This window comes from Noviherbaspirillum pedocola (assembly GCF_016632335.1).
GTDB lineage: Bacteria > Pseudomonadota > Gammaproteobacteria > Burkholderiales > Burkholderiaceae_D > Noviherbaspirillum_A > Noviherbaspirillum_A pedocola.
Genome location: NZ_JAEPBG010000042.1, coordinates 1 through 21965, shown reverse-complemented (window position 1 = coordinate 21965; position 21965 = coordinate 1). Strand labels below are relative to the sequence as shown.

Sequence of the window (21965 nt, the reverse complement as noted above, 5' to 3'; positions counted from 1 at the left end):
TCAATGCCGATCAGTGTGACGTCTTGCATGATGGTCTCCTCGTTCGCCAAAGAAAAACACCCTACCAGCGTAACCGCTCGTAGGGCGGAGGGTGACCATCTCATTACCTCTGTCAGGTCGAGCATACCTCTGTCAGGTCGAGCATACGCGGCATCGTTCGCACGCCAACTTCATCGTCAATTTGATGAGCGGCATCGTCGCTTACTGCCTCATGCCGAATAAGCCACGGCTGCCTCTCATGTCGTCGGCTCCAGCTTGCCCATAATCCGTTATCCCGAGCTCAGGTTATCCATACCGGCGTGCGAAGTGAGGGCGCCGATGGCCAATGCCTGTTGGTGATTGTGGGCGTCACGCCAGAGGGCAAGAAGGAGCGCGTGGCCATTGCCGACGGCTTCCGGGAATCGACCGCGTCGTGGCGCGAGGTGCTGCTGGACTTGAAGGCGCGCGGGCTGCAGGCCGGGCCGTTGCTGGCTGTTGGCGATGGCGCCATGGGCTTCTGGGCCGCATTGGAAGAAGTGTTCCCTGCTACGCGGGCCCAGCGCTGCTGGTTCCATAAGCTGGGCAACGTATTGAATGCGCTGCCGGCATCACAGCAGGCCAGAGCAAAGGCGGCCATGCAGAACATCTTCATGGCAGCAACGCGTGCCGACGCCTTGGCCGCCTTCGAGCAATTCGTGACGACCTATGGCGCGAAGTATCCGAAGGCCGTGCAAAAGCTCACGCAGGACAGGGACAGTCTGCTGGTGTTCTATGACTTCCCGGCCGAACACTGGCAGCACGTGCGCACCACCAATCCGATTGAATCGACGTTTGCCACGGTGCGGCACCGGACGACGCGGGCCAGGAATTGCCTGTCGCGCGCGACGTTCCTCGGACTGGCGTTCAAGCTGATGGAAGAAGCAGAAAAGTCGTGGCGCAGGATTCGTGGCGCCGACCGAATTCAGCCGTTACTGGATGGCGTGCCGTTTAGGGATGGCATCCCGGTGCAAGACAATCCGCCGGAACAACAGAAACTCGCCGCCTGATATTCCTCTGCTTCAGACCGGCTGTACACCAGAATTGACATTAGCTCCCGGTTCACGCGGAGGAAGCGCTCTTGGCTGCGTGACTTGCTGTACGCGAAAACGAGGCAAGGTCATACTGTGCCACATCGGCAAGAGGAGCCAGGGATGGGCATGCGCCGACTTGGCCCATTCGCTCAAGGATGCTGCCGAGGACATGGTGAGTCATTCCGACAGGATAACAGAGTCGATGGCACAGTCTCCGGACAGTCACATCACGACTACTCTGCTACCTGCCTAGCAGAGTAGTGCGAGCCATAACGATTAAATCGTTTCAGCAAACAACTCACGGCCAATTAGCATGCGGCGTATTTCACTCGTCCCAGCACCGATTTCATACAATTTCGCATCACGCCATAAACGCCCCGTAGGATATTCATTTATATAGCCGTTTCCTCCCAGAGCCTGAATCGCTTGGCCTGCCATCCATGTTGCTTTTTCCGCTGAATACAAAATAGCGCTCGCCGCGTCTTTGCGTATGGCGCGAACCTGTTCGGGCGATTCAGCGCGATCGCAGGCCTGACCGACAGCGTACACGTACGCTTTGCACGCCATCATGGTGGAATACATATCAGCAATCTTTCCCTGCATGAGTTGGAATTCGCCGATAGGCTGGCCGAATTGCTTACGGTCATGAATATAAGGAACGACCACATCCATGCAGGCTTGCATGATGCCCAATGGTGCGCCGGATAATACGGTCCGTTCAAAGTCGAGGCCGGACATCAACACGTTGACACCTTTCCCTATCCCGCCAAGCACATTCTCCGCAGGTATTTCGCAATCCTGAAACACCAGCTCACCGGTATGGGAACCCCGCATGCCCAATTTGTCGAGCTTTTGGGCGACGCTAAACCCTTTGAAGCCTTTTTCAACAAGGAACGCGGTGATCCCGCGGGGCCCGGCCTCAATGTCGTTTTTGGCATACACGACCAGTACGTCCGCGTCCGGCCCGTTGGTAATCCACATCTTGGTGCCGTTCAGAACCCAGCGATCCCCCTTCCTGTCGGCGCGCAAGCGCATGCTGACGACGTCGGATCCAGCATTGGATTCCGACATCGCGAGCGCGCCGATATGTTCGCCCGAGATGAGCTTGGGAAGGTACCGGATTTTCTGGGCTTCTGTGCCGTTGCGCTTGATTTGATTGACGCAAAGGTTGGAGTGGGCGCCGTAGGACAATCCGATCGACGCAGAGGCTCGAGAGATTTCCTCCATCGCGATAATGTGTGCAAGGTAACCGAGTCCGGCGCCACCGTATTCTTCGGGGACTGTAATGCCCAGTACGCCGAGATCGCCCATCTTTCTCCACAGGTCCATCGGGAACTGGTCGGTACGGTCTATCTCCTCGGCACGCGGCGCAATTTCCGCTTTCGCAAACTGGCGCACAGCATCTCTCAGCGCTTCAATGACTTCGCCGTGCGCGAAAGTAAGACCAGGAAGGTCCACGAATGGTTGTGACATGATTTCCTCTCGGTATCTAACTATAGGTGCATTAACCTGCCAAGCCGAGGTCTGTGGAGACCTTTTCTCGCAACAGATACTTTTGAATCTTGCCGGTCACTGTCATCGGAAAGTTGGGGACAAAAACGACGTAGCGTGGGATCTTGTAATGCGCAATCTGTCCTTTACAGAACTCCTGGATTTCATCTGTATTGGCGTCCATACCCGGACGCAATACAATGCACGCACATAGTTCCTCACCGTATTTCTTATCCGGTACGCCGACACACTGCACATCAAGCACTTTGGGATGGCGGTACAGAAATTCTTCGACTTCACGCGGATAGATATTTTCCCCGCCTCGAATTACCATGTCTTTGGAACGGCCAACAATGGTGGCGAAACCGTGGTCGTCGATCACAGCAAGGTCACCGGTATGAAGCCAGCCCGCCGCATCGACTGTTTCGCGGGTTTTCTCCTCATCGCCCCAGTAACCGAGCATGACTGAATATCCCCGCGTGAGCAGTTCTCCCTTTACGCCGCGCGGGACAATGCGTCCTTCGGTGTCGACGATTTTTACCTCCAGGTGCGGGTGGACGCGCCCGATCGTTGAGACACGCAGCTCGACTGGGTCGTCGATCGAGCTCTGGAAACTTGCAGGAGACGTTTCCGTCATGCCGTAAGCAATCGTAATTTCCTGCAAGTGCATCTTCGTGATAACCCGGCTCATCACTTCGGCAGGGCACGGAGATCCAGCCATGATGCCGGTTCTCAGGGTGGAGAGGTCATACTGGTCGAAGTCGGGATGATCCAATATCGCAATGAACATCGTCGGTACGCCGTGCAGCGCCGTACATCGCTCGGCCTGCACAGTTTCCAACACCGCCTTCGGCTCAAAGCTTTCATCTGGGTAGACCATCGTAGCGCCGTGCGTCACGCAGGCCAGGTTGCCAAGCACCATGCCAAAACAGTGATAAAGCGGAACAGGGATGCAAAGCTTGTCCTCCTCGGTGAGCCGCATGGCCTCACCGATGAAAAAGCCGTTGTTCAGGATATTGTGATGCGTGAGCGTCGCGCCTTTCGGCGCACCAGTGGTCCCGGATGTGAATTGAATGTTGACGGGGTCGTCAAACTGCAGCGCCGCCTCGACTTCCGCGAGACGTTCCAGATCGGCGGAGTCAGGCGAGCCGAGGACGTCATTGAAGTTAAGCATGCCCGCAGTCTTATCAAGGCCCAATCTTATGACATGCCTCAGGTGAGGAAGCTCCCTTGAATGCAGCGCGCCCGGAGTCGCATGATGGATTTCCGGTAGGACGTCTTGCACCATCGCGATGTAGTCGCTCGATTTGAACGAAGGTGAAAGAATCAAGGCGCTGCATTGCACCTTATCGAGGACATACTCCAGCTCCGAGCGGCGATAGGCCGGGTTGATGTTTACCATGATCAGCCCGGCTCGCGCAGTCGCAAATTGAACCAGCACCCACTCCGCGCAGTTTTGCGCCCAGATTCCGACGCGGTCGCCTGGATGGAGTCCCAGCTTGAGAAGGCCGGCAGCAAGATAACTCACTCGCTCGTCCAATTCCTTGTATGTCCATCGGATATGTTGATGGCGAACGACTACGGCATCCTTGGTCACAAAGCGTTCTGCCATCGATCTAAGATAAGTGCCTATGGTTTGCCCAATAAGCGGCACATCGTGGGCGCCATGAACATAGCTCGGGTTTTGCGGCATGCTGATCTCCTCTTTGCTTTGGTAGTTCATTTCTTCGCCAGGGGGCACTGAGACTATGCCAGTGGCCGGAACGCTTCGTTAGCGGGAACTTTGTCAACTACTTTGTAGTAATCCCATGGCGCCGTAGACTCACTAGGTTTCTTTGCCTGGACGAGCAGCATGTCGTGTACGATACGGCCGTCGGCTCGGAGGGTGCCGTTTGGGATGATGACGTCGTTGATAGGAGTCTCGCGCATCATTTTCATGACGGCGGCGGTGTCATCCGTGCCAGCTGCTTTCACAGCTTTTAGATAATGCATGACAGCGGAATACATGCTGGCCTGAGCCATGGTCGGCATCTTCTTTCGAATCGCGAAGAATCGTTTGGACCAAGCGCGCGTATCGTCGTTTTGGTCCCAATAAAACCCCTCCGTCAGGAACATGCCTTGAGCATATTTCAGGCCGATTGCATGCACGTCACTGATGAACATCATGAGCGGAGCGATAATCTGCCCCTGGCTCGAAATGCCAAACTCCCCCGCCTGCTTGACGGCGGTGACGGTGTCGCCGCCCGCATTGGCAAGCCCGATGACTTTTGCCTTGGAACCCTGTGCCTGCAACAAGAACGAGGAGAAGTCGCTGCTATTCAACGGGTGCCTGATCGAGCCGCTTACCTTGCCGCCAGAAGCGGTGACAATGTCGGAAACGTCCTTTTCAAGTGACTTGCCGAATGCATAGTCCTCGGTCACGAAGAACCAGTTGTCACCACCCCGTTTGACGAGCGCTTTGCCTGTGCCGACCGAACTGGAGTAAATGTCATACATCCAATGGGCGCTGGTAGCAGTGCATTTCTCGTTCGTGATCACGCTGGACGCGGATCCGACTACGATGGCCAGCTTGTTTTTCTGTTGCGCGATGTCCATGACCGCGAGTGCGACATTGGTGGGAACCAAGTCCATAAGCACATCCACGTTTTTCTGATCGATCCATTCGCGCGCTTTGGCAGCGGCGACGTCAGCCTTGTTCTGGCTGTCGGCCGTGACTATTTCAATTGGCTTGCCAAGTACGGTTTTCCCGAAGTCGTCGATCGCCATGCGGGCCGCGACAATCGATCCCTGGCCAGACAGGTCCGAATATAAGCCGGAAAGGTCTGTGATTACGCCAATTTTTACGATATTGTTACTGATCTGTGCCGTGGCCGTACCCATGGCTGCAATGGTCAGTGCGGCAGATAACGCGATTCGTTTGAGTTTCATTTTTTGTCTCCGTTATATTCACGGGTTGTCGTGAATTTTTTTAAAACGCATCTTCGACAATCACCCAAAGCTGGCCAGAAAGGTACTCTGGCATATTACTGATCGCCGACGATTCCGCTGGTGCTTCAAACATTGCTTATTCAATGAACTGAATGTCTCCCTCTAACGGCACCCAAGCACTCTTTGTCTCGTCTGATACAGGGCCGGCTATTCCACTATGTCGAGGCGTTCAATCCTTACGCCGCCGGGCGAACGTCAGGGGCTGGGACGGTCGAAACCCCCTGTGCCAATGCGGCTTTCTGTTGGGCGGCCATGGCGCGCTGGAACCCGTCCCGCAGGCGAAGGCGTTCCCAGTAAGCTAATACGGCTGGCGTAAAGCGTGACTTCAGGCCCAGATGCTCCGCAAGCAGCAATGCATAACCGACCGAGATGTCGGCGGCGGTAAACCGGTCCGCTGCCATGTAGTCATGGCTATCCAGAACAGGCTCCAAGGTGCGCAGACGTGCCAGGAACCACTTTGCGTAATCATCGGCGACCTGTGGCTGGCGTCTTGCTGCTGTCTCGAAATAGGCATACCGCAGCACCAGGGTTTGTGGAAACGTCAGGGTGGCTTCTCCGAAGTGAAGATAATTCAGGTAGGCGGCAAAGCCAGGATCTTCAGACGAAACATCGAGCGGCGTCTTGCCGGCGCGCGCGGCAAGATACTGGCAAATCGCTGCCGACTCCGTCATGCGCACATCGCCGTCGAACAGCGCCGGTACCGTACCCAGCGGATTGATCGCCAGATAAGTCTTTTGAGTGACCCGCGGTGGAAACGGCAACATCTGCAATTCATACGGCATGCCGAGTTCTTCCAGCATCCACAGTGGGCGGAATGAACGAGCGCTCATGCAATGATAAAGGGTGATCATGGAGGACCTTATTGAGAGCGTTTCGCAAGCATGGCGCGTGTTACGCGAGAATTTGGTGCGCGGCCCAGCACATTGCTGATCCAGGCCGCACAGTCGACCAATGCATCGAGGTCGACCCCGGTCTGTGCATCGAGGCCGTTGAACAGGTACACCAGATCTTCCGTGGCCACATTACCCGTCGCTCCCTTGGCGTAAGGGCAGCCGCCCAAGCCGGCTATCGAGCTGTCGAAGGTACTTAGTCCGAATTCATAAGAGGCATAGACGTTGGCAACAGCCATGCCGAAGGTATCGTGATAGTGGCCGGCAAGCTGTGTGGCAGGAACTATGCGAGCCACCGCCTCAAGCATCTTCAGTATCGAACTTGGCGTACCGGCGCCGATGGTGTCCCCCAGCGACACTTCATAGCTGCCGAGGTCGAGCAGGCGCGACGCCACCTCGGCCACTTTGGCCGGTTGAATCGGGCCGTCGTAAGGGCAGGCTATTACGCATGAGACATAGCCGCGTACGCGGATCCCCAGACGCCGGGCCTCGTCCGCCAGCGGAACGAAACGCTGGATGGATTCAGCAATGGAGCAGTTGATATTCTTTTGTGAGAAACCCTCCGAAGCCGCCGCGAAAATCGCCACTTCCTTTGCCCCACAAGCGATGGCCGCCTCGAAGGCTTTCATATTGGGAGTCAGCAGGGGATAATTCACGCCCGGAGAGCATTGTGCTGCCGGCAGTCCAGCCATGACCTCGGCATGGTCGGCCATCTGTGGAACCCATTTCGGCGATACAAAAGACGCCACTTCAATATCGCGCAAACCGGTCCGCACCAGGCGCCCGATCAATTCGATTTTTGTGGCCGTGGTCACTACTTCCTTCTCGTTCTGCAGCCCGTCCCGGGGACCGACCTCCACGACCCGTATGTTCCGGGTCATGGCGCCACCTCATACTCGACCAGCTCGACTCCGTCCGTTACCTGCTCTCCAACCGCGCACCGGAATGCCTTTACCGTTCCCCTGGCGGGCGCGTGGATGGTATGTTCCATCTTCATGGCCTCCATGACCAGGAGGGGCGCTCCCTTCTCAAGGAGCGTGCCGCTCTGTGCGAGCAAAGCGACAATCTTGCCTGGCATCGGCGCCCGCAGTCCGCCGCCGGCTTCCTCTCCCTCTCCGCCGGTGTGCAGGTTGTCAACGCGTGCCAGGGGCCAGGCGCGCCCTTCCAGGAAGACATGCCTGCGTTCGCCTGCGGTCACAACCGCGGCGTGCAGGCGCCGCTCACCAAGCTGCGCGTGTATCTGACCATTTGCTCCCAGCGTGCCGCGGGCGAATACAAGACTTTCGCCCAGCGACAGGTTCCAGCCCCCGGCGACACTCGTGACGCCGATGTCATGGCGGTCTTCAGAATGGTGGAGGGAGATGATGCGCTGACTCTGGCCATTCAGGCGCCAGCCATCTAGCATCTGCCAAGGGGATGCCTGCGTCGTTTCCTGTCGCGCAGTATCGCTTTCGTGCAGCAACTCCGCCAGCGCCGCGAGATACCATGCAGTCTCCGGAACGGGTGCCGCTACCGGGAAAAGCGCACCTTGCTCACGTTCGATGAGGCCGGTATCAAGATCGGCGTTGGCGAACGAAGGGCAGGTAACCAGGCGGGCCAGAAATTCCGTATTGTTGGCGACACCGACAATACGGTATTGGGTTAGCGCCTTGCGCAGCCGCGCCAGTGCTTGTTCGCGGCTATGGTCCCAGACAATCAGCTTGGCGATCATCGGGTCATAAAAGGGAGTGATCTCGTCACCTTGTTCGACGCCAGTATCAATACGAACATGATCGGAGTCGGCAGGAGGCGCGAGGTGCACTAGCCGCCCGGTTGAAGGCAGAAAACCCTTTTCCGGGTCCTCGGCATAGATGCGCGCCTCGATCGCATGTCCTTGAATCGTGAGCTGTTCTTGTGTCAGGGGAAGCGGTTCACCCGCTGCCACGCGCAGCTGCCACTCCACCAGGTCCAGGCCGGTGATCATTTCAGTGACCGGGTGCTCGACTTGCAGGCGTGTATTCATCTCCATGAAGTAGAAGCTGCCGTCCTGGTTGGCGATGAATTCCACCGTTCCTGCACCGACATAGCCGACCGCCTTGGCTGCATCTACCGCTGCCTTGCCCATTGCAGCGCGACGCTCCGGCGTCATGCCGGGTGCCGGTGCCTCCTCCAATACTTTCTGGTGGCGGCGCTGTACCGAGCAGTCACGCTCGAACAGGTATACGTAATTGCCTGCGCTATCGGCAAAGACCTGGATTTCGATGTGGCGAGGTTTCAGCACATATTTTTCGACGAGCACATGGTCGTCGCCAAACGCATTGATCGCTTCTCGTTTGCAGGAGGTAAGCGACGCGGCAAAGTCTTGTGGCTGGTCGACGCGGCGCATACCTTTGCCGCCGCCGCCGGCGGCTGCCTTGATCAGCACGGGGTAGCCAATCCGCTCCGCCTGGGCAGCCAGGAAGTCGGCATCCTGTTGATCACCGTGATATCCCGGCGTAAGCGGCACTCCGGCTTTCTCCATCAGCGATTTCGCGGCGGATTTGGAACCCATGGCGCGGATGGCGGAAGTGGGCGGGCCAATAAAGACCAGGCCGGCCTGCAGGCAGGCCTCCGCGAAATCCGCGTTTTCCGAAAGAAAGCCATATCCGGGATGGATAGCCTGCGCACCTGTTTCGCGCGCCGCTTTCAGGATGCGCTCAGTCTTCAGGTAAGAGTCACGGGCCTCTGCGCCGCCGATCAACACAGCCTCGTCGGCCAACCTCACATGACGGGCATTCACGTCGGCCTCGGAGTAGACCGCGACCGTGGCAATGCCCAGGCGGCGTGCGGTCTTGATGACGCGGCAAGCGATCTCACCACGATTTGCGATCAGTATTTTCGTAAACATGTTCTGTTCCCTCAGTTTCTTATCCATGCGGGTGGGCGCTTTTCGAGGAATGCAGTCAGACCTTCCTTCGCCTCGGGCGTGGCACGCAGGCGCGCGATCCGGTCCGCGGTCTCCCCAATTAGCTCGCGCGTCACCGGGCGGTTCGCCATTGCTCGAATCAGTTCCGTCGATGCTGCCTGTGCCATCGGGCCACCGGCGAGCAAAGCGGCGACCAGGAGGCTGACCATTTCGTCGAGCTGCTCTGGTGCGACGACTTCATGCGCTAGGCCAATCACGTTGGCGCGGTCGGCATGAAACCTCTCCGCCGTCTGGAAGTAACGGTAAGCCTGGCGCTCGCCGATGGCGCGTATCACATAGGGGCTGATTACGGCCGGGATGATCCCGAGCTTGACTTCCGACGTGGCGAATGACGCCTGCGTTGACGCGATACATATGTTACACGCGGCTGCCAAGCCCATACCTCCGCCCATGGCGGCGCCATGCACGCGCGCGATGGTCGGCTTCGGGCATTCCGACAGTATTCGAAACAACTCGGCCAGGCGTTCTGCGTCCGCAAGATTCTCAGCCATGGAGGCGCTGCCTTGACGTTTCATCCAGTTGAGATCAGCCCCGGCAGAGAAACTTTTCCCGCGTCCTGCCAGCACGATGACGCGCACACTGCTATCGTTGCCGATTTGTAGCAACGCCGCGGTCATTTCAGCGATCAGCGTTTCATCAAATGCATTGTGCACCTCGGGCCTGTTCATCCACAGCCAGCAAACGGTGCCGTCGCCGTGAACTTGGCGTTCGATTTGAATTGTCGTAGTGTCCACGGGGTCCTCACATGCGAAAAACGCCAAAGCGGGTTGGAGGGATGGGAGCATTGAGGCTCGCTGAAAGTGAAAGGCCGAGAGTCCGGCGCGCCTGCGCTGGGTCGACGATGCCGTCATCCCACATGCGTGCCGTAGCGTAGTAGGGATGGCCCTGCGATTCGAATTGCTCCCGGATCGGTGACTTCATCTTTTCTTCTTCTTCCGCAGTCCAGATCCCGCCCTTCGCTTCGATTCCGTCGCGCCGGACTGTAGCCAGGACGCTGGCAGCTTGCTCGCCGCCCATCACGCTGATACGCGAATTCGGCCACATGTACAGGAATCGCGGGCTGTAAGCGCGGCCGCACATTCCATAGTTGCCGGCACCGAAGGAGCCCCCGATAACCATCGTGATCTTGGGGACCTGCGCGGTGGCGACCGCCGTGACCATCTTGGCGCCGTGTTTCGCGATGCCTTCGTTTTCATACTTCCGGCCGATCATGAATCCGGTGATATTCTGCAAGAAGAGAAGGGGCACGCCGCGCTGCGCGCACAGCTCGATAAAGTGAGCGCCTTTAAGTGCGGAGTCGCCGAACAGAATCCCATTATTGGCGACGATGCCCACCGGCATGCCATAAAGATGCGAAAAACCAGTCACAAGCGTGCTGCCGTAACGCGCCTTGAATTCATCAAAACGGGAACCATCGACCACGCGCGCAATGATTTCCCGGACGTCGAACGGCTTTCGCGTGTCGGTCGGAATCACGCCATAGATTTCTTTCGGGTCGTATAAAGGTTCCTCGACGGCTTCCAGTCTGATGTTGCATCCCTTGGTCCGGTTGAAGCTCCCAACGATACGACGCGCCAGGAACAACGCGTGGCTGTCATTCTCGGCCAGGTGATCTGCGACACCGGATATCCTCGTATGTACATCGCCCCCCCCCAGGTCTTCGACACTGACGACCTCGCCCGTGGCGGCCTTGACTAGCGGGGGGCCCCCTAGAAAGATGGTCCCCTGGTTCCTGACGATTACCGTTTCATCGCTCATTGCAGGCACGTAGGCGCCGCCAGCGGTACAGGAACCCATCACAATGGCGATCTGCGGAATTCCCTTGGCCGACATGTTCGCCTGGTTGTAGAAAATGCGGCCGAAGTGGTCCCGGTCGGGAAAGACTTCGTCCTGCATGGGGAGGAATCCGCCACCCGAGTCAACGAGGTAAATGCACGGCAGGTTGTTCTGCTCGGCGATTTCCTGCGCCCGCAGGTGTTTCTTGACAGTCATGGGATAGTAAGTACCGCCCTTGACGGTGGCATCGTTGGCGACAATCACGCATTCCTGCCCCTGTACGCGGCCAATGCCCGCGATGACTCCCGCAGAAGGGGCATCGTTGTTGTACATGTTCCATGCGGCCATCTGACCGATCTCAAGGAAGGGCGTGCCAGGATCAAGCAACTGGTGGATGCGATCACGAGGCAGCAACTTTCCCCGCGAAAGATGCTTTTGTCGCGCCGAGGCGCCGCCCCCTTCGGCAACCTTAGCCACGTTGATGCGGAGGTCTTCAACCAGTTCGCTCATACGCTGCGAATTGGCCTGAAATTCCTCCGAACGCGTGTTCAACTGGGATTTAATGACTTGCATATCGCTTCCTTGTGCATTCCTGAGAAAGATTTCTTCTTCGCTCAGCGGTCAATAAACGAAGGAGGGCGCTTGTCAAGAAACGCTCGCATGCCTTCTTTCTGGTCTTCCGTGGCGAATGTCGTGTGAAACAGGCGTCGCTCAAAGTGAATGCCTTCGGAAAGCGTTGTTTCGTAGGCTGTGTTGATCGATTCCTTGATCATCATGAGGACGGGTTGGGAAAACGAGGCAATCTTCTGTGCCGTCGCCATTGCCTCTTCCAGCAATTGGTTTGCCGGAACGACCCGTGATACCAAGCCGGCGCGTTCAGCCTCCTCGGCATCCATCATGCGTCCTGTCAAACACAGGTCCATGGCTTTCGACTTCGATACTGCGCGTGGCAGGCGCTGGGTGCCTCCCGCCCCAGGAATGATGCCAAGCTTGATTTCGGGTTGGCCAAATTTCGCGTCGTCCGCGGCAATCACAACATCGCAGGCCATGGCAAGCTCGCAGCCACCGCCTAGGGCATAGCCTGCGACTGCAGCGATGATGGGCTTACGGATCAAGCGTAGCTTGTCCCAGTTCCGAGTTAAGAAATTCCCCTTGTAGACGTCCATGTAAGAAAATTTGGCCATCATCGGGATATCCGCACCGGCGGCAAAGGCCTTTTCGTTGCCGATCAAAACCATGCACTGGATGCGCTCGTCCGCATCGAAACGCTCGAGTACAAGGATGAGTTCGTCGACGAGTTCGTCACTCAGCGCATTCAAAGCTTGGGGCCGATTCAGTCTGATCAAGCCGACCCTTTCCCTTTCCTCGACGAGGATGTTCTCGTAGGGCATTGCGTTTTCCTTTTCAACTTAGAAATTCGGTGCGCTCGTTGCTTGTCGCAACCTTCCGTCTGCTCAGGGCAGGGTCGTCTTGCTTGTAGGGCCGGTCATCTCCACGCGGCGCACTTCGATTCCGTCTTGGTGGTGAATGCCTGTTCCGCCGGGACACGCTCAACAATCTTCACGTAGTCCCACGGATACTTTGACTCGGCTGGACTTTTAACTTGCATCAGGTACATGTCATACATCACGCGGCCGTCGTCCCGGATCGTGGCGTCTTTGACGTACATGTCGTTGATGGGCGTCTTTTTCATCTGGGCCATTACGGCGCCGCCATCATCAGTGTCTGCGGCTTTCACCGACTTCAGATAATGCATGGTGGCGGAGTAGCCAGCAGCTTGGTTTCCGGTCGGCATTTTCTTCATTTTCTCGAAGTAGCGGCGTGACCACTTTCGAGTTTCTTCATTTTGATCCCAGTACCAGTTATCGCTCAGATACATGCCCTGAGTAAGCGGAAGGCCCAGAGCATGGATGTCAGTAACGAACATGACCAGACCTGCAAGCTTCATGCTTTTGGTCAAGCCAAAATCGTTGGCGGCCTTAATGGCGTTGATCGTGTCTGTGGTAGCGTTGGCCAAGCCGAGAATCTGAGCCTTGGAAGCTTGCGCCTGCATGATGAACGACGAAAAGTCGGAAGCATTGAGTGGATGTTTAATCGAGCCGAGTACCGTGCCACCAGCCTGCTTGACCACCTTGGTCGTATCGGCTTCCAGGGAATGGCCAAAGGCATAATCCGCAGTCAGAAAGTACCACGACTTGCCGCCTTGCTTGACTACTGCGGAACCCGTCGCCTTTGCCATGGCGACGGTGTCGTAGCCATAGTGAATGGTGTACGGGCTGCAGTCTTCATTTGTTAGACGTGCCGACCCGGTCGCAATCACGACGAATGGCTTTTTCTTTTCGCTTGCGACTTTCGCGATGGCCAGGTCAGCTGCAGAGCTGGCACCTGACATGAGTACATCTACATGCTCGCGGTCGATCCATTCCCGAGCCTTTACGCCGGCAATATCCGCCTTGTTCTGGTGATCGCTAACGAGCAGCTCAACTTTTTTGCCGTTGATTTGACCGCCAAAATCGGCAATGGCCATCTGTATGGCTTCCACATGGCCCTTACCTGAAATGTCCGAATAAATGCCGGACATGTCAGTAATTAAGCCTATTCGGATCACATCGTCCGAGATGCCTGCATGAGCCGATGTCGCTGTCCCAATAGTTACTAGTCCGGAAGCGAGGCAAGCGACTTTCCATTGCAAAAAACTCAGCTTCATTACGTCTCCTTGCGTTTTTATTTCAGTGTCAGGCATCCAGGCCCACATCATATATTGAGCAATACTCAAAACGTTATGTATGGATGGAATTCTTTGGGCTTGTGCTGTGCTTGCGGTATTGCTGAGCCGTGATACTATCAGCCTTAATGGATTTCGCAAGCTGTATTTGAGTATGACTCAAGTAAGCGCATTGTGACGAAGTTACTTTGTTCCGAGGATCGTCAGTCTGGTCCTTCGCATTGGTCAAAAAAGAGGGCTGGTGGAATCTTTGGTCCCGCCAGGCAGATGTTCCCGAGAACGGTTGCGAACGGACTACCACGGTGGATATTGCGCAGCGTTCAGGAATTTCGGAGGCGACCGTGTTCACCCGTTTCGGGATTAAGCGCATGCTTCCCATGCAGGTCATAAGTGGCAGGCGATCTATACCGCTATGAAGGTGCACAAATAAATACGGAAACAAATACCGTGCGAAACAAAACGCGGAAATAAGGAGACTTTTATGCTCAAGAAAGAAGCTACATTCGCCGAACAGCGGGCCAAATTCACATGGGATATCCCAAAACACTTCAACATCGGTGTCGCTGCATGTGACCGGTGGGCAGACGGTTCGGGGCGGCGTGCAATAATCGTAGAGGGACGGGACGGTGACGTCCTGACCTACACCTTTGATCAACTTAAGGCGTTGTCGAACCAGCTTGCCAATCACTGGCACGAAGTTGGTGTCAAGCGAGGTGACCGGATTGGCATTTTCGTGCCGCAGTGCATAGAGTCGGTAATTGCTCATCTGGCGGCATACAAGCTTGGTGCGGTTGCTTTACCCCTGTTTTATTTGTTCGGTCCGGATGCACTGCAGTTTCGGCTGAGCGACAGCGGCGCAACTGCACTTGTAACCGATGTCGGAGGTGCCGAAAAAATCAAGGACCTTCGATGTGATTTGCCGACATTGAAAGCTGTGTACTGTATCGAGCAGCAGGCAAATGGTTACCCGGCGGAGTGCAAATCCTTATGGGCGAGCCTTGACGGGCAGTCCGAATCGTTTTCGCCAGAGAACACGCTGGCGGACGATCCGGCAATTATCATCTACACCTCGGGAACAACTGGCAAACCAAAAGGGGCACTGCACGCGCATCGCGTACTGTTAGGGCACCTTCCCGGCGTTGAATTCTCACACGATTTCTTTCCTCAAGAAGGCGATCTCATGTGGACGCCTGCAGACTGGGCATGGATTGGGGGTCTGCTCGACGTGCTTCTGCCGGCGCTCTACCATGGAGTGCCAGTGTTGGCGCGCCGTTTCGAGAAATTCGACCCATCTGCAGTGTTCGCGCTTCTTGCTAAGCACCAGGTACGCAACATTTTTTTCCCCCCTACAGCGCTCAAGATGCTGCGTGCCGTCGCCAACCCGAGACAGCTTTGGAATTTCTCTCTGCGTTCTGTGGCCAGTGGAGGAGAAGCACTCGGTGATGAACTCATAAAGTGGGGGCAAGCGGCGTTGGGTGTGACGATTAATGAGTTCTATGGGCAAACCGAATGCAACGTAGTGGTCTCTGGCTGTTCAACGCTTTTTCCACGCAAGTCCGGCATGATTGGCCGAGCTGTTCCGGGCCATACTGTAGCGGTCGTGGACGAGCACGGCGTGCCACTGGCAGTCGGGGTGACTGGTAATATCGCGATCAAGTCGCCCGATCCCGTTATGTTTCTCGGTTACTGGAATAACCCGAATGCGACAGCAGAAAAGTTTGCTGACGAATATCTGCTCACTGGCGACCTCGGCGAAATCGACGCCGAAGGTTACATTCGCTATGTCGGCCGCGATGACGACGTCATTACGAGTGCCGGCTACCGAATCGGCCCCGGCCCAATAGAGGAGTGTCTTCTAAAGCACCCTTCTGTGAGAATGGCTGCGGTGATCGGCAAAAAGGATCCTCAGCGCACTGAAATAGTGAAGGCTTTCATTGTGTTAGCCGAAGGGTTTGAGCCTTCCGAACAGCTAGTGGCAGAAATCCAGGCTTTCGTGCGCAGTCATTTAGCTGCGCACGAATACCCTCGTGAAATCAGCTTTATGGAGTCGTTACCAACCACAGTAACAGGGAAAGTCATGCGTCGGAGCCTGCGTGAATCCGAGGAAGGATGAGCAGAAAGGCACTGTCATGATGGGCAGACTTATTTCACTAGCACCGATGTGCAAGCTCTTGCGACGTTCCTGCGCCAGGGACATGGAAATAGTGTCGCGCTGCCCGCCAGCTTAGCGGGCAACCCTTTGTGAACGTCGACGCTGAGCCTTCCGAGAAGCCGGCTTTATACCTAGCACCGCGCCCTTTAATCCGCTTCGCGAGAGTGGCGTTTAATTTTGAAACTGAAATTCCGGGAGCAACTTGTGAAAGCTTCATTGGTGTGTGAGCACGTGGCCGTTCAAGACATGGTGACTCCGCTACTGCGGAATCTCGAAGCAGCACTACTAAATCTGGACGCGGATCAATTACGCCGACGCCGCCGCACCGTCGACACGCCGTGCGGGCCAAGCGCGCAGGTCGACGACAGACCGATGCTGGCCTTCTGCAGCAACGATTACCTCGGCCTGGCGTCGCATCCGGCGCTGGTGGAAGCGCTGCAGGAAGGCGCGTCGCGCTACGGCGTGGGCAGCGGCGCGTCGCACCTGATCAGCGGCCATGGCCGCGCCCATGCGCAGCTCGAGGAAAGGCTGGCCGAGTTCGAAGCGCCGCATCTGGAAGATGCCCGCGCGCTGTATTTCTGCACCGGCTACATGGCCAACCTCGCGGTATTGACCGCGCTGGCGCCGGCCGGGGCCGACCTCTTTTGCGAAGCGCTGAACCATGCATCGCTGATCGATGGCACGCGTCTCGCGCGCGGCAACGTCCACGTCTATCCGCACTGCGACCTGTCGGCGCTGGAGACGATGCTCAAGGACAGTAGTGCCGCGACCAAGCTGGTAGTAACCGACAGCGTGTTCAGCATGGATGGCGTGATCGCGCCGCTGCCGCAATTGCTGGCGCTGTGCGAGCGTCATGGCGCCTGGCTGGTGGTCGACGATGCGCATGGCTTCGGCGTGCTCGGCGAACATGGCCGCGGCGCGCTCGAGCATTTCGGCTTGCGCTCACCGCAGCTGGTCTACATCGGCACCCTGGGCAAGGCGGCGGGCGTGGGTGGCGCCTTCGTCGCCGCGCATGCGACCGTGATCGAATGGCTGGTGCAGCGCGGCCGCACCTACATCTACACCACCGCCGCGCCGCCGGCGCTGGCGCATGCGCTCCTGACCAGCGTGGACCTGATCGCAGGCCCCGAAGGCGCGGCGCGGCGCGCGCGCCTGGCCGAACTCAATGCCCACTTCCGCGATGCGCTGCACCTGAAGCGCTGGAAGCGCATGGCCTCCGAGACGCCGATACAGCCCATCCTGATCGGCGAATCCGGCCCGGTGCTGGAAGCCTCGGCCGCGCTGGAACGCGAGCGCCTGTGGGTGCCGGCGATCCGCCCGCCCACGGTGCCGAAGGGAACGGCGCGGCTGCGCGTGACCTTCTCGGGATCGCACGAGATCGACGATGCGCGTCAGCTCGCCGACGCGCTGAACCATATCGAAGGAACCCTGCATGGCTGACGTCGCCTATTTCGTCACCGGCACCGATACCGAAATCGGCAAGACCCTGATCGCCAGCGCATTGACCCATGCGCTCGGCCAGGCCGGATTGCGTACCGCCGCGATGAAGCCCATCGCCGCCGGCGCCGAGGAGCGCGGCGGACAACTGCATAACGATGACGTGGCCCAGCTTGCCGCGGCCGACAGCGCGCAGCTGCCGCGCGACTGGACCACGCCTTACCTGTTCCGCGAACCGGCCGCGCCGCATGTGGCCGCCGCGATGGAAGGCGCGACCATCGAGCGGCAACGCCTGCTCGATTGCTGGCAGCGCGTGGCCGCTGCCGCGCAGGCGGTGGTGGTGGAAGGCGTGGGTGGCATTCGCGTGCCGCTGTCCGACGACTATGACACCGCCGACTTCGCCAAAGACCTCGGCCTGCCGGTGGTATTGACCGTCGGTCTGCGCCTGGGCTGCATCAGCCATGCGCTGCTGACGGCCGAGGCCATCCTCGCGCGCGGCCTGCCGCTGGCCGGCTGGGTGGCGAATGTGCTCGACCCCGACATGCCGCACCTGCAGGCCAATATCGATGCACTTCGAGCGCGCCTGCCCGCACCATTGCTGGGCACGGTGCCGCGCCTGGTGCAGCTGAACGCGGCCGAGGCCGCATCCCATCTCGATTTCTCCCGTCTGCCCGGCTGGCCCGGCGCGGGCGTCAAATGATGTCTCACAAGGAAAGCTCCATGTCCGCTCAACCGATTACCTTCCACGCCTGCCCCGCCAAGATCACCGCCGACCGCTGGCCGGTGGACGCGGTGCTGGCCCTGTTCGAACTGCCGATGGGCGAGCTGATGCTGCAAGCGCAGCAGGCGCACCGCGAGCATTTCGATCCGACCGAAGTCGAACTCGCCACGCTGCTGTCGGTGAAGACCGGCGGCTGCCCGGAAGACTGCGGCTACTGCCCGCAGGCAGCGCGCTATGACACTGGCGTCGAAGCGCAGAAGATCCTGCCGCTGGACACCGTGCTCGAAGCCGCCCGCGCCGCCAAGGACAGCGGCGCCACCCGCTTCTGCATGGGCGCGGCCTGGCGCAGCCCGAAGGACCGTGACCTCGACCAGATCGAAGCCATGGTGCGCGGCGTGAAAGACCTCGGCATGGAAGCCTGCGTCACGCTGGGCATGCTCGAGCAGCACCAGGCCGAACGCCTCAAGGGCGCGGGGCTGGACTACTACAACCACAACCTCGACACCGCGCCGGAGTTCTACGAGAACATCATCTCCACCCGCGACTACCAGGACCGGCTGGACACGCTGGGCCACGTACGCGGCGCCGGCATCAAGGTCTGCAGCGGCGGCATCGTCGGCATGGGCGAGACCCGGCTGCAGCGCGCCGGCCTGATCGCGCAACTGGCCAACATGGAGCCGTATCCCGAATCGGTGCCGATCAATCACCTGGTGCAGGTGCCCGGCACGCCGCTGTACGGCACCGAGCGGCTCGATCCGCTGGAATTCGTGCGTACCATCGCGGTGGCGCGCATCACGATGCCGAAGGCGCGGGTGCGGCTGTCCGCCGGCCGGCGCCAGCTCGGCGACGCGGTGCAGGCGATGTGCTTCATGGCCGGCGCGAACTCGATCTTCTACGGCGACAAGCTGCTCGTCACCGGCAACCCGGAAGTCGAAGAAGACATGGCGCTGCTGGAGCGCCTCGGCCTGAAGCCGCGCCAGGCACATGCCGATGCACGCTGCGAAGTCACGCACTGAATGTAACTAAGGAGGCAGGAAGATGAAAGCATTAGTCGCCGTCAAGCGCGTAGTGGATTACAACGTCAAGGTTCGAGTGAAATCCGATGGCACGGGCGTCGATATCGCCAATGTCAACATGAGCATGAACCCCTTTGACGAGATCGCCGTCGAGGAAGCGGTCCGGCTCAAGGAAGGCGGCAAGGTCACCGAAATCGTCGCCGTCTCCGCCGGCGTCACCCAATGCCAGGAAACCCTGCGCACCGCGATGGCCATCGGCGCCGACCGCGGCATCCTGGTCGACACCACCGAAGAACTGCAGCCGCTGGCCGTGGCCAAGCTCCTGAAGGCGCTGGCCGACAAGGAGCAGCCGCAACTCATCATCCTCGGCAAGCAGGCCATCGACGACGACAGCAACCAGACCGGCCAGATGCTGGCCGCGCTGCTCGGCTGGGGCCAGGCGACCTATGCGTCCAAGGTCGTCATCGAAGACGGCAAGGCCACCGTCACCCGCGAAGTCGACGGCGGCCTGGAAACCGTGGCGCTGCCGCTGCCGGCCATCGTCACCACCGACCTGCGCCTGAACGAGCCGCGCTACGTGACGCTGCCCAACATCATGAAGGCCAAGAAAAAGCCGCTGGAAACCGTCAAGCCCGCCGACCTGGGCGTGGATGTGACGCCGCGCCTGAAGACGCTGAAAGTGTCCGAGCCGCCCAAGCGCAGCGCCGGCATCATGGTCAAGGACGTGGCCGAGCTGGTGTCCAAGCTCAAGAACGAAGCCAAAGTCATCTAAACCCGCATAGATACCGCATAAAGGCAGACAAACATCATGGCCGCACTTGTTATCGCAGAACACGACAATGCCCGCCTGAAGGGCAGCACATTGAATACCGTCACCGCAGCCGCGCAATGCGGCGGTGACGTCCATATCCTGGTCGCTGGACAGAATGTCGGCGCAGTGGCCGAAGCCGCGGCGCAGATCGCTGGCGTGGCCAAGGTGCTGGTGGCCGATGCGGCGCAGTTCGCCGACGGCCTGGCTGAGAACGTCGCCGAGCAGGCGCTCGCGCTGGCCGGTAACTATAGCCACATCCTGGCCCCGGCCACCGCCTACGGCAAGAACATCCTGCCACGTGTGGCCGCCCTTCTGGACGTGGCGCAGATTTCCGAGATCACGAAAGTCGTGTCGCCGGACACCTTCGAGCGTCCGATCTATGCCGGCAATGCAATCGCCACGGTGCAATCGGTCGATCCGGTGAAGGTTATCACCGTGCGCACCACCGGCTTCGATGCCGCAGCGCAGGGTGGCTCGGCGCAGGTTGAAACCATCGCTGCGGCCGGCGATACCGGCAAGTCCAGCTTCGTGTCGCGCGAAGTGGCGAAGTCGGATCGCCCGGAACTGACCGCGGCAAAGATCATCGTCTCCGGAGGCCGCGGCATGGGCTCCGGCGAAGCCTTCAAGGTGCTCGAGCCGCTGGCGGACCGGCTCGGCGCGGCGATAGGTGCCTCGCGCGCGGCGGTCGACGCGGGGTTCGTTCCGAACGACTGGCAGGTCGGCCAGACCGGTAAGGTCGTGGCGCCGCAGCTGTACATCGCGGTCGGCATCTCGGGCGCGATACAGCACCTGGCCGGCATGAAGGATTCGAAGACCATCGTGGCACTCAACAAGGATCCGGAAGCGCCGATCTTCCAGGTGGCCGACTATGGCATCGCCGGTGACCTGTTCGAGCTCGTGCCAAAGCTGACTTCAGCTCTGGATTGAACACATATATCTGCTGGAGCAATACGGCCCGCGCGAATCAATGAAGGATGAGCATGTCATCGTTATCGTCGTCGCGCGCACAGCCTGTACGGCTACCTTGTCTTGAAGGCTTGTCCGTAATGCTCTCGCGAACACCACTCGTGGCGAAGACTTGCCGGGACACCTAATGATTGGGGCAAGCGTGCCGATGCAGACCAACCTACAGACCTATGCCAGCCCGGGACAGCGCTATGGTTCGCCAACTGCGTCTGAATATGTGAAGAGCGGCACGGGTGCGCATCGTTTTTAATCCGAGTATGTAAAGTGGGCGTAAAGCTGCCTAGAGCTCATTTCATAAATGGATAGTCAATGCTTTTTTTCGGCATGGATGGGTTTTGTCATGACGCGAAGAGAAGAACTGACGGACGAACAATGGGCGATTCTCGAGCCGCCAATTCTCGCCACTGTACAACGTGCGGATGGTCGGGGCAGGCCACAGCTGCATAGCGACCGTGCTGTTCTCAACGGCATTCTTTGGGTGCTGCGTACCGGCGCTGCCTGGGCCGACTTGCCGGATCGCTTTCCTTCCGGATGCACCTGTTTCAGACGCTTCACCCGCTGGGTCAAGTCCGGGGTGATGCGACAGATTCTGGAAAGTCTGGCGCGGCATCTTGAAGATGCGGGCCGGATTGACCTGTCGGAATGCTTCATCGACGGCACCTTCGTAGTGGCGAAAAAGGGGGATCCAAAGTGGGAAAGACCAAGCGGGGCAAGGGTATGAAGCTAATGGTTATTGCTGACGCTCATGGTCTTCCACTCGCCGTGTACACGGCGAGTGCTAGCCCACATGAAGTCACCCTTGTCGAAGCTACCCTCGATGAGACCATCACCGTGGGACGACCCCGACGACTTGTTGGGGATCGCGCCTACGATAGTCGTCCGTGCAAAATCTCTGACGTGCAGTGACGGCAAGGGATTTGCGTAGAAACGACCCTCTGAATTCCTCGAGAAACTACGATATAAGGCAGCGAAAACTGAGGGAAATGCGAGGAAGCGCGC

The 21965-nt window shown here is 58.5% G+C and carries 19 protein-coding genes and 1 pseudogene; 10 read left to right on the top strand and 10 right to left on the bottom strand.

Annotated features, from left to right (window positions below):
* Positions 1–284: 284 nt before the first annotated feature.
* Positions 285–1025, top strand: a pseudogene (locus JJB74_RS31790) (IS256 family transposase); the annotation flags it as partial.
* A gap of 300 nt (positions 1026–1325) precedes the next feature.
* On the opposite strand, the gene JJB74_RS31785 reads toward JJB74_RS31790, so the two are convergent.
* The 10 genes from JJB74_RS31785 to JJB74_RS31740 form a co-directional block, all read right to left on the bottom strand.
* Positions 1326–2522, bottom strand: a complete 1197-nt coding sequence (locus JJB74_RS31785) for an isovaleryl-CoA dehydrogenase (protein WP_234485033.1) — start codon at positions 2520–2522, stop codon at positions 1326–1328.
* A gap of 31 nt (positions 2523–2553) precedes the next feature.
* The gene (locus JJB74_RS31780; protein WP_200598567.1) at positions 2554–4233 is read right to left on the bottom strand and encodes an AMP-binding protein; all 1680 of its coding nucleotides are present in this window, start codon (positions 4231–4233) and stop codon (positions 2554–2556) included.
* 53 nt (positions 4234–4286) lie between these two features.
* Complete coding sequence (locus JJB74_RS31775) at positions 4287–5468, bottom strand: ABC transporter substrate-binding protein (RefSeq protein WP_200598565.1); 1182 nt, start codon at positions 5466–5468, stop codon at positions 4287–4289.
* A gap of 236 nt (positions 5469–5704) precedes the next feature.
* Positions 5705–6379, bottom strand: coding sequence for a glutathione S-transferase family protein (locus tag JJB74_RS31770; RefSeq protein WP_200598564.1), 675 nt, complete (start codon positions 6377–6379; stop codon positions 5705–5707).
* A gap of 8 nt (positions 6380–6387) precedes the next feature.
* Positions 6388–7299, bottom strand: coding sequence for a hydroxymethylglutaryl-CoA lyase (locus JJB74_RS31765; protein ID WP_200598563.1), 912 nt, complete (start codon positions 7297–7299; stop codon positions 6388–6390).
* Positions 7296–9284 (bottom strand): acetyl/propionyl/methylcrotonyl-CoA carboxylase subunit alpha, encoded by a 1989-nt coding sequence (locus JJB74_RS31760; protein WP_200598566.1) that lies wholly within the window; start codon positions 9282–9284, stop codon positions 7296–7298. Before JJB74_RS31760 ends, JJB74_RS31765 begins: the two co-directional genes overlap by 4 nt.
* Positions 9285–9295: 11 nt before the next feature.
* On the bottom strand, positions 9296–10030 hold the full coding sequence (locus JJB74_RS31755; protein WP_234485034.1) for an enoyl-CoA hydratase/isomerase family protein: 735 nt from the start codon (positions 10028–10030) through the stop codon (positions 9296–9298).
* Between the two features lie 73 nt (positions 10031–10103).
* Positions 10104–11711 carry a carboxyl transferase domain-containing protein gene (locus JJB74_RS31750; protein WP_200598561.1) on the bottom strand — a complete coding sequence of 536 codons (1608 nt, stop codon included), beginning with the start codon at positions 11709–11711 and terminating at the stop codon, positions 10104–10106.
* A 41-nt stretch (positions 11712–11752) separates the two neighbouring features.
* A complete protein-coding gene (locus JJB74_RS31745) occupies positions 11753–12529 on the bottom strand; it encodes an enoyl-CoA hydratase (RefSeq protein ID WP_200598560.1) in 777 nt (258 codons plus the stop codon).
* Between the two features lie 95 nt (positions 12530–12624).
* Positions 12625–13845: an ABC transporter substrate-binding protein gene (locus JJB74_RS31740; RefSeq protein WP_200598559.1), complete on the bottom strand. Its 1221-nt coding sequence runs from the start codon at positions 13843–13845 to the stop codon at positions 12625–12627.
* A 206-nt stretch (positions 13846–14051) separates the two neighbouring features.
* Between JJB74_RS31740 and JJB74_RS34285 the strand changes: the two genes are divergently transcribed.
* The 9 genes from JJB74_RS34285 (at position 14052) to JJB74_RS34280 (ending at position 21872) form a co-directional block, all read left to right on the top strand.
* Complete coding sequence (locus JJB74_RS34285; protein ID WP_407672452.1) at positions 14052–14279, top strand: TetR family transcriptional regulator; 228 nt, start codon at positions 14052–14054, stop codon at positions 14277–14279.
* Positions 14280–14344: 65 nt separating this feature from the next.
* Entirely contained in the window at positions 14345–15976 is a 1632-nt protein-coding gene (locus JJB74_RS31730) for an acyl-CoA synthetase (RefSeq protein ID WP_200598558.1), read from the top strand.
* Positions 15977–16261: 285 nt separating this feature from the next.
* Entirely contained in the window at positions 16262–17455 is a 1194-nt protein-coding gene (bioF, locus tag JJB74_RS31725) for an 8-amino-7-oxononanoate synthase (protein WP_200598557.1), read from the top strand.
* Entirely contained in the window at positions 17448–18152 is a 705-nt protein-coding gene (bioD, locus tag JJB74_RS31720; RefSeq protein WP_200598556.1) for a dethiobiotin synthase, read from the top strand. The genes bioF and bioD overlap by 8 nt, the downstream gene beginning before the upstream one ends.
* A 20-nt stretch (positions 18153–18172) precedes the next feature.
* Positions 18173–19189: a biotin synthase BioB gene (gene bioB, locus JJB74_RS31715; RefSeq protein WP_200598555.1), complete on the top strand. Its 1017-nt coding sequence runs from the start codon at positions 18173–18175 to the stop codon at positions 19187–19189.
* Between the two features lie 22 nt (positions 19190–19211).
* Positions 19212–19961, top strand: a complete 750-nt coding sequence (locus JJB74_RS31710) for an electron transfer flavoprotein subunit beta/FixA family protein (RefSeq protein ID WP_200598554.1) — start codon at positions 19212–19214, stop codon at positions 19959–19961.
* Between the two features lie 36 nt (positions 19962–19997).
* Positions 19998–20927 carry an electron transfer flavoprotein subunit alpha/FixB family protein gene (locus JJB74_RS31705; RefSeq protein WP_200598553.1) on the top strand — a complete coding sequence of 310 codons (930 nt, stop codon included), beginning with the start codon at positions 19998–20000 and terminating at the stop codon, positions 20925–20927.
* 379 nt (positions 20928–21306) lie between these two features.
* Complete coding sequence (locus JJB74_RS31700; protein WP_200598552.1) at positions 21307–21687, top strand: transposase; 381 nt, start codon at positions 21307–21309, stop codon at positions 21685–21687.
* Entirely contained in the window at positions 21609–21872 is a 264-nt protein-coding gene (locus tag JJB74_RS34280; RefSeq protein ID WP_407672451.1) for a transposase, read from the top strand. The genes JJB74_RS31700 and JJB74_RS34280 overlap by 79 nt, the downstream gene beginning before the upstream one ends.
* Positions 21873–21965: the final 93 nt, after the last annotated feature.

Excerpts from the sequence above, each read along its gene's own strand:
- bioD (WP_200598556.1), top strand. The coding sequence starts at position 17,448 with ATGGCTGACGTCGCCTATTTCGTCACCGGCACCGATACCGAAATCGGC.
- JJB74_RS31705 (WP_200598553.1), top strand. The coding sequence starts at position 19,998 with ATGGCCGCACTTGTTATCGCAGAACACGACAATGCCCGCCTGAAGGGC.
- JJB74_RS31760 (WP_200598566.1), bottom strand. The coding sequence starts at position 9,284 with ATGTTTACGAAAATACTGATCGCAAATCGTGGTGAGATCGCTTGCCGC.
- JJB74_RS31770 (WP_200598564.1), bottom strand. The coding sequence starts at position 6,379 with ATGATCACCCTTTATCATTGCATGAGCGCTCGTTCATTCCGCCCACTG.
- JJB74_RS31730 (WP_200598558.1), top strand. The coding sequence starts at position 14,345 with ATGCTCAAGAAAGAAGCTACATTCGCCGAACAGCGGGCCAAATTCACA.
- JJB74_RS31750 (WP_200598561.1), bottom strand. The coding sequence starts at position 11,711 with ATGCAAGTCATTAAATCCCAGTTGAACACGCGTTCGGAGGAATTTCAG.
- bioF (WP_200598557.1), top strand. The coding sequence starts at position 16,262 with ATGGTGACTCCGCTACTGCGGAATCTCGAAGCAGCACTACTAAATCTG.
- JJB74_RS31765 (WP_200598563.1), bottom strand. The coding sequence starts at position 7,299 with ATGACCCGGAACATACGGGTCGTGGAGGTCGGTCCCCGGGACGGGCTG.
- JJB74_RS34280 (WP_407672451.1), top strand. The coding sequence starts at position 21,609 with ATGCTTCATCGACGGCACCTTCGTAGTGGCGAAAAAGGGGGATCCAAA.
- JJB74_RS31700 (WP_200598552.1), top strand. The coding sequence starts at position 21,307 with ATGACGCGAAGAGAAGAACTGACGGACGAACAATGGGCGATTCTCGAG.
- JJB74_RS31755 (WP_234485034.1), bottom strand. The coding sequence starts at position 10,030 with ATGAACAGGCCCGAGGTGCACAATGCATTTGATGAAACGCTGATCGCT.
- JJB74_RS31775 (WP_200598565.1), bottom strand. The coding sequence starts at position 5,468 with ATGAAACTCAAACGAATCGCGTTATCTGCCGCACTGACCATTGCAGCC.
- JJB74_RS31745 (WP_200598560.1), bottom strand. The coding sequence starts at position 12,529 with ATGCCCTACGAGAACATCCTCGTCGAGGAAAGGGAAAGGGTCGGCTTG.
- JJB74_RS31740 (WP_200598559.1), bottom strand. The coding sequence starts at position 13,845 with ATGAAGCTGAGTTTTTTGCAATGGAAAGTCGCTTGCCTCGCTTCCGGA.
- JJB74_RS31785 (WP_234485033.1), bottom strand. The coding sequence starts at position 2,522 with ATGTCACAACCATTCGTGGACCTTCCTGGTCTTACTTTCGCGCACGGC.
- bioB (WP_200598555.1), top strand. The coding sequence starts at position 18,173 with ATGTCCGCTCAACCGATTACCTTCCACGCCTGCCCCGCCAAGATCACC.
- JJB74_RS31780 (WP_200598567.1), bottom strand. The coding sequence starts at position 4,233 with ATGCCGCAAAACCCGAGCTATGTTCATGGCGCCCACGATGTGCCGCTT.
- JJB74_RS31710 (WP_200598554.1), top strand. The coding sequence starts at position 19,212 with ATGAAAGCATTAGTCGCCGTCAAGCGCGTAGTGGATTACAACGTCAAG.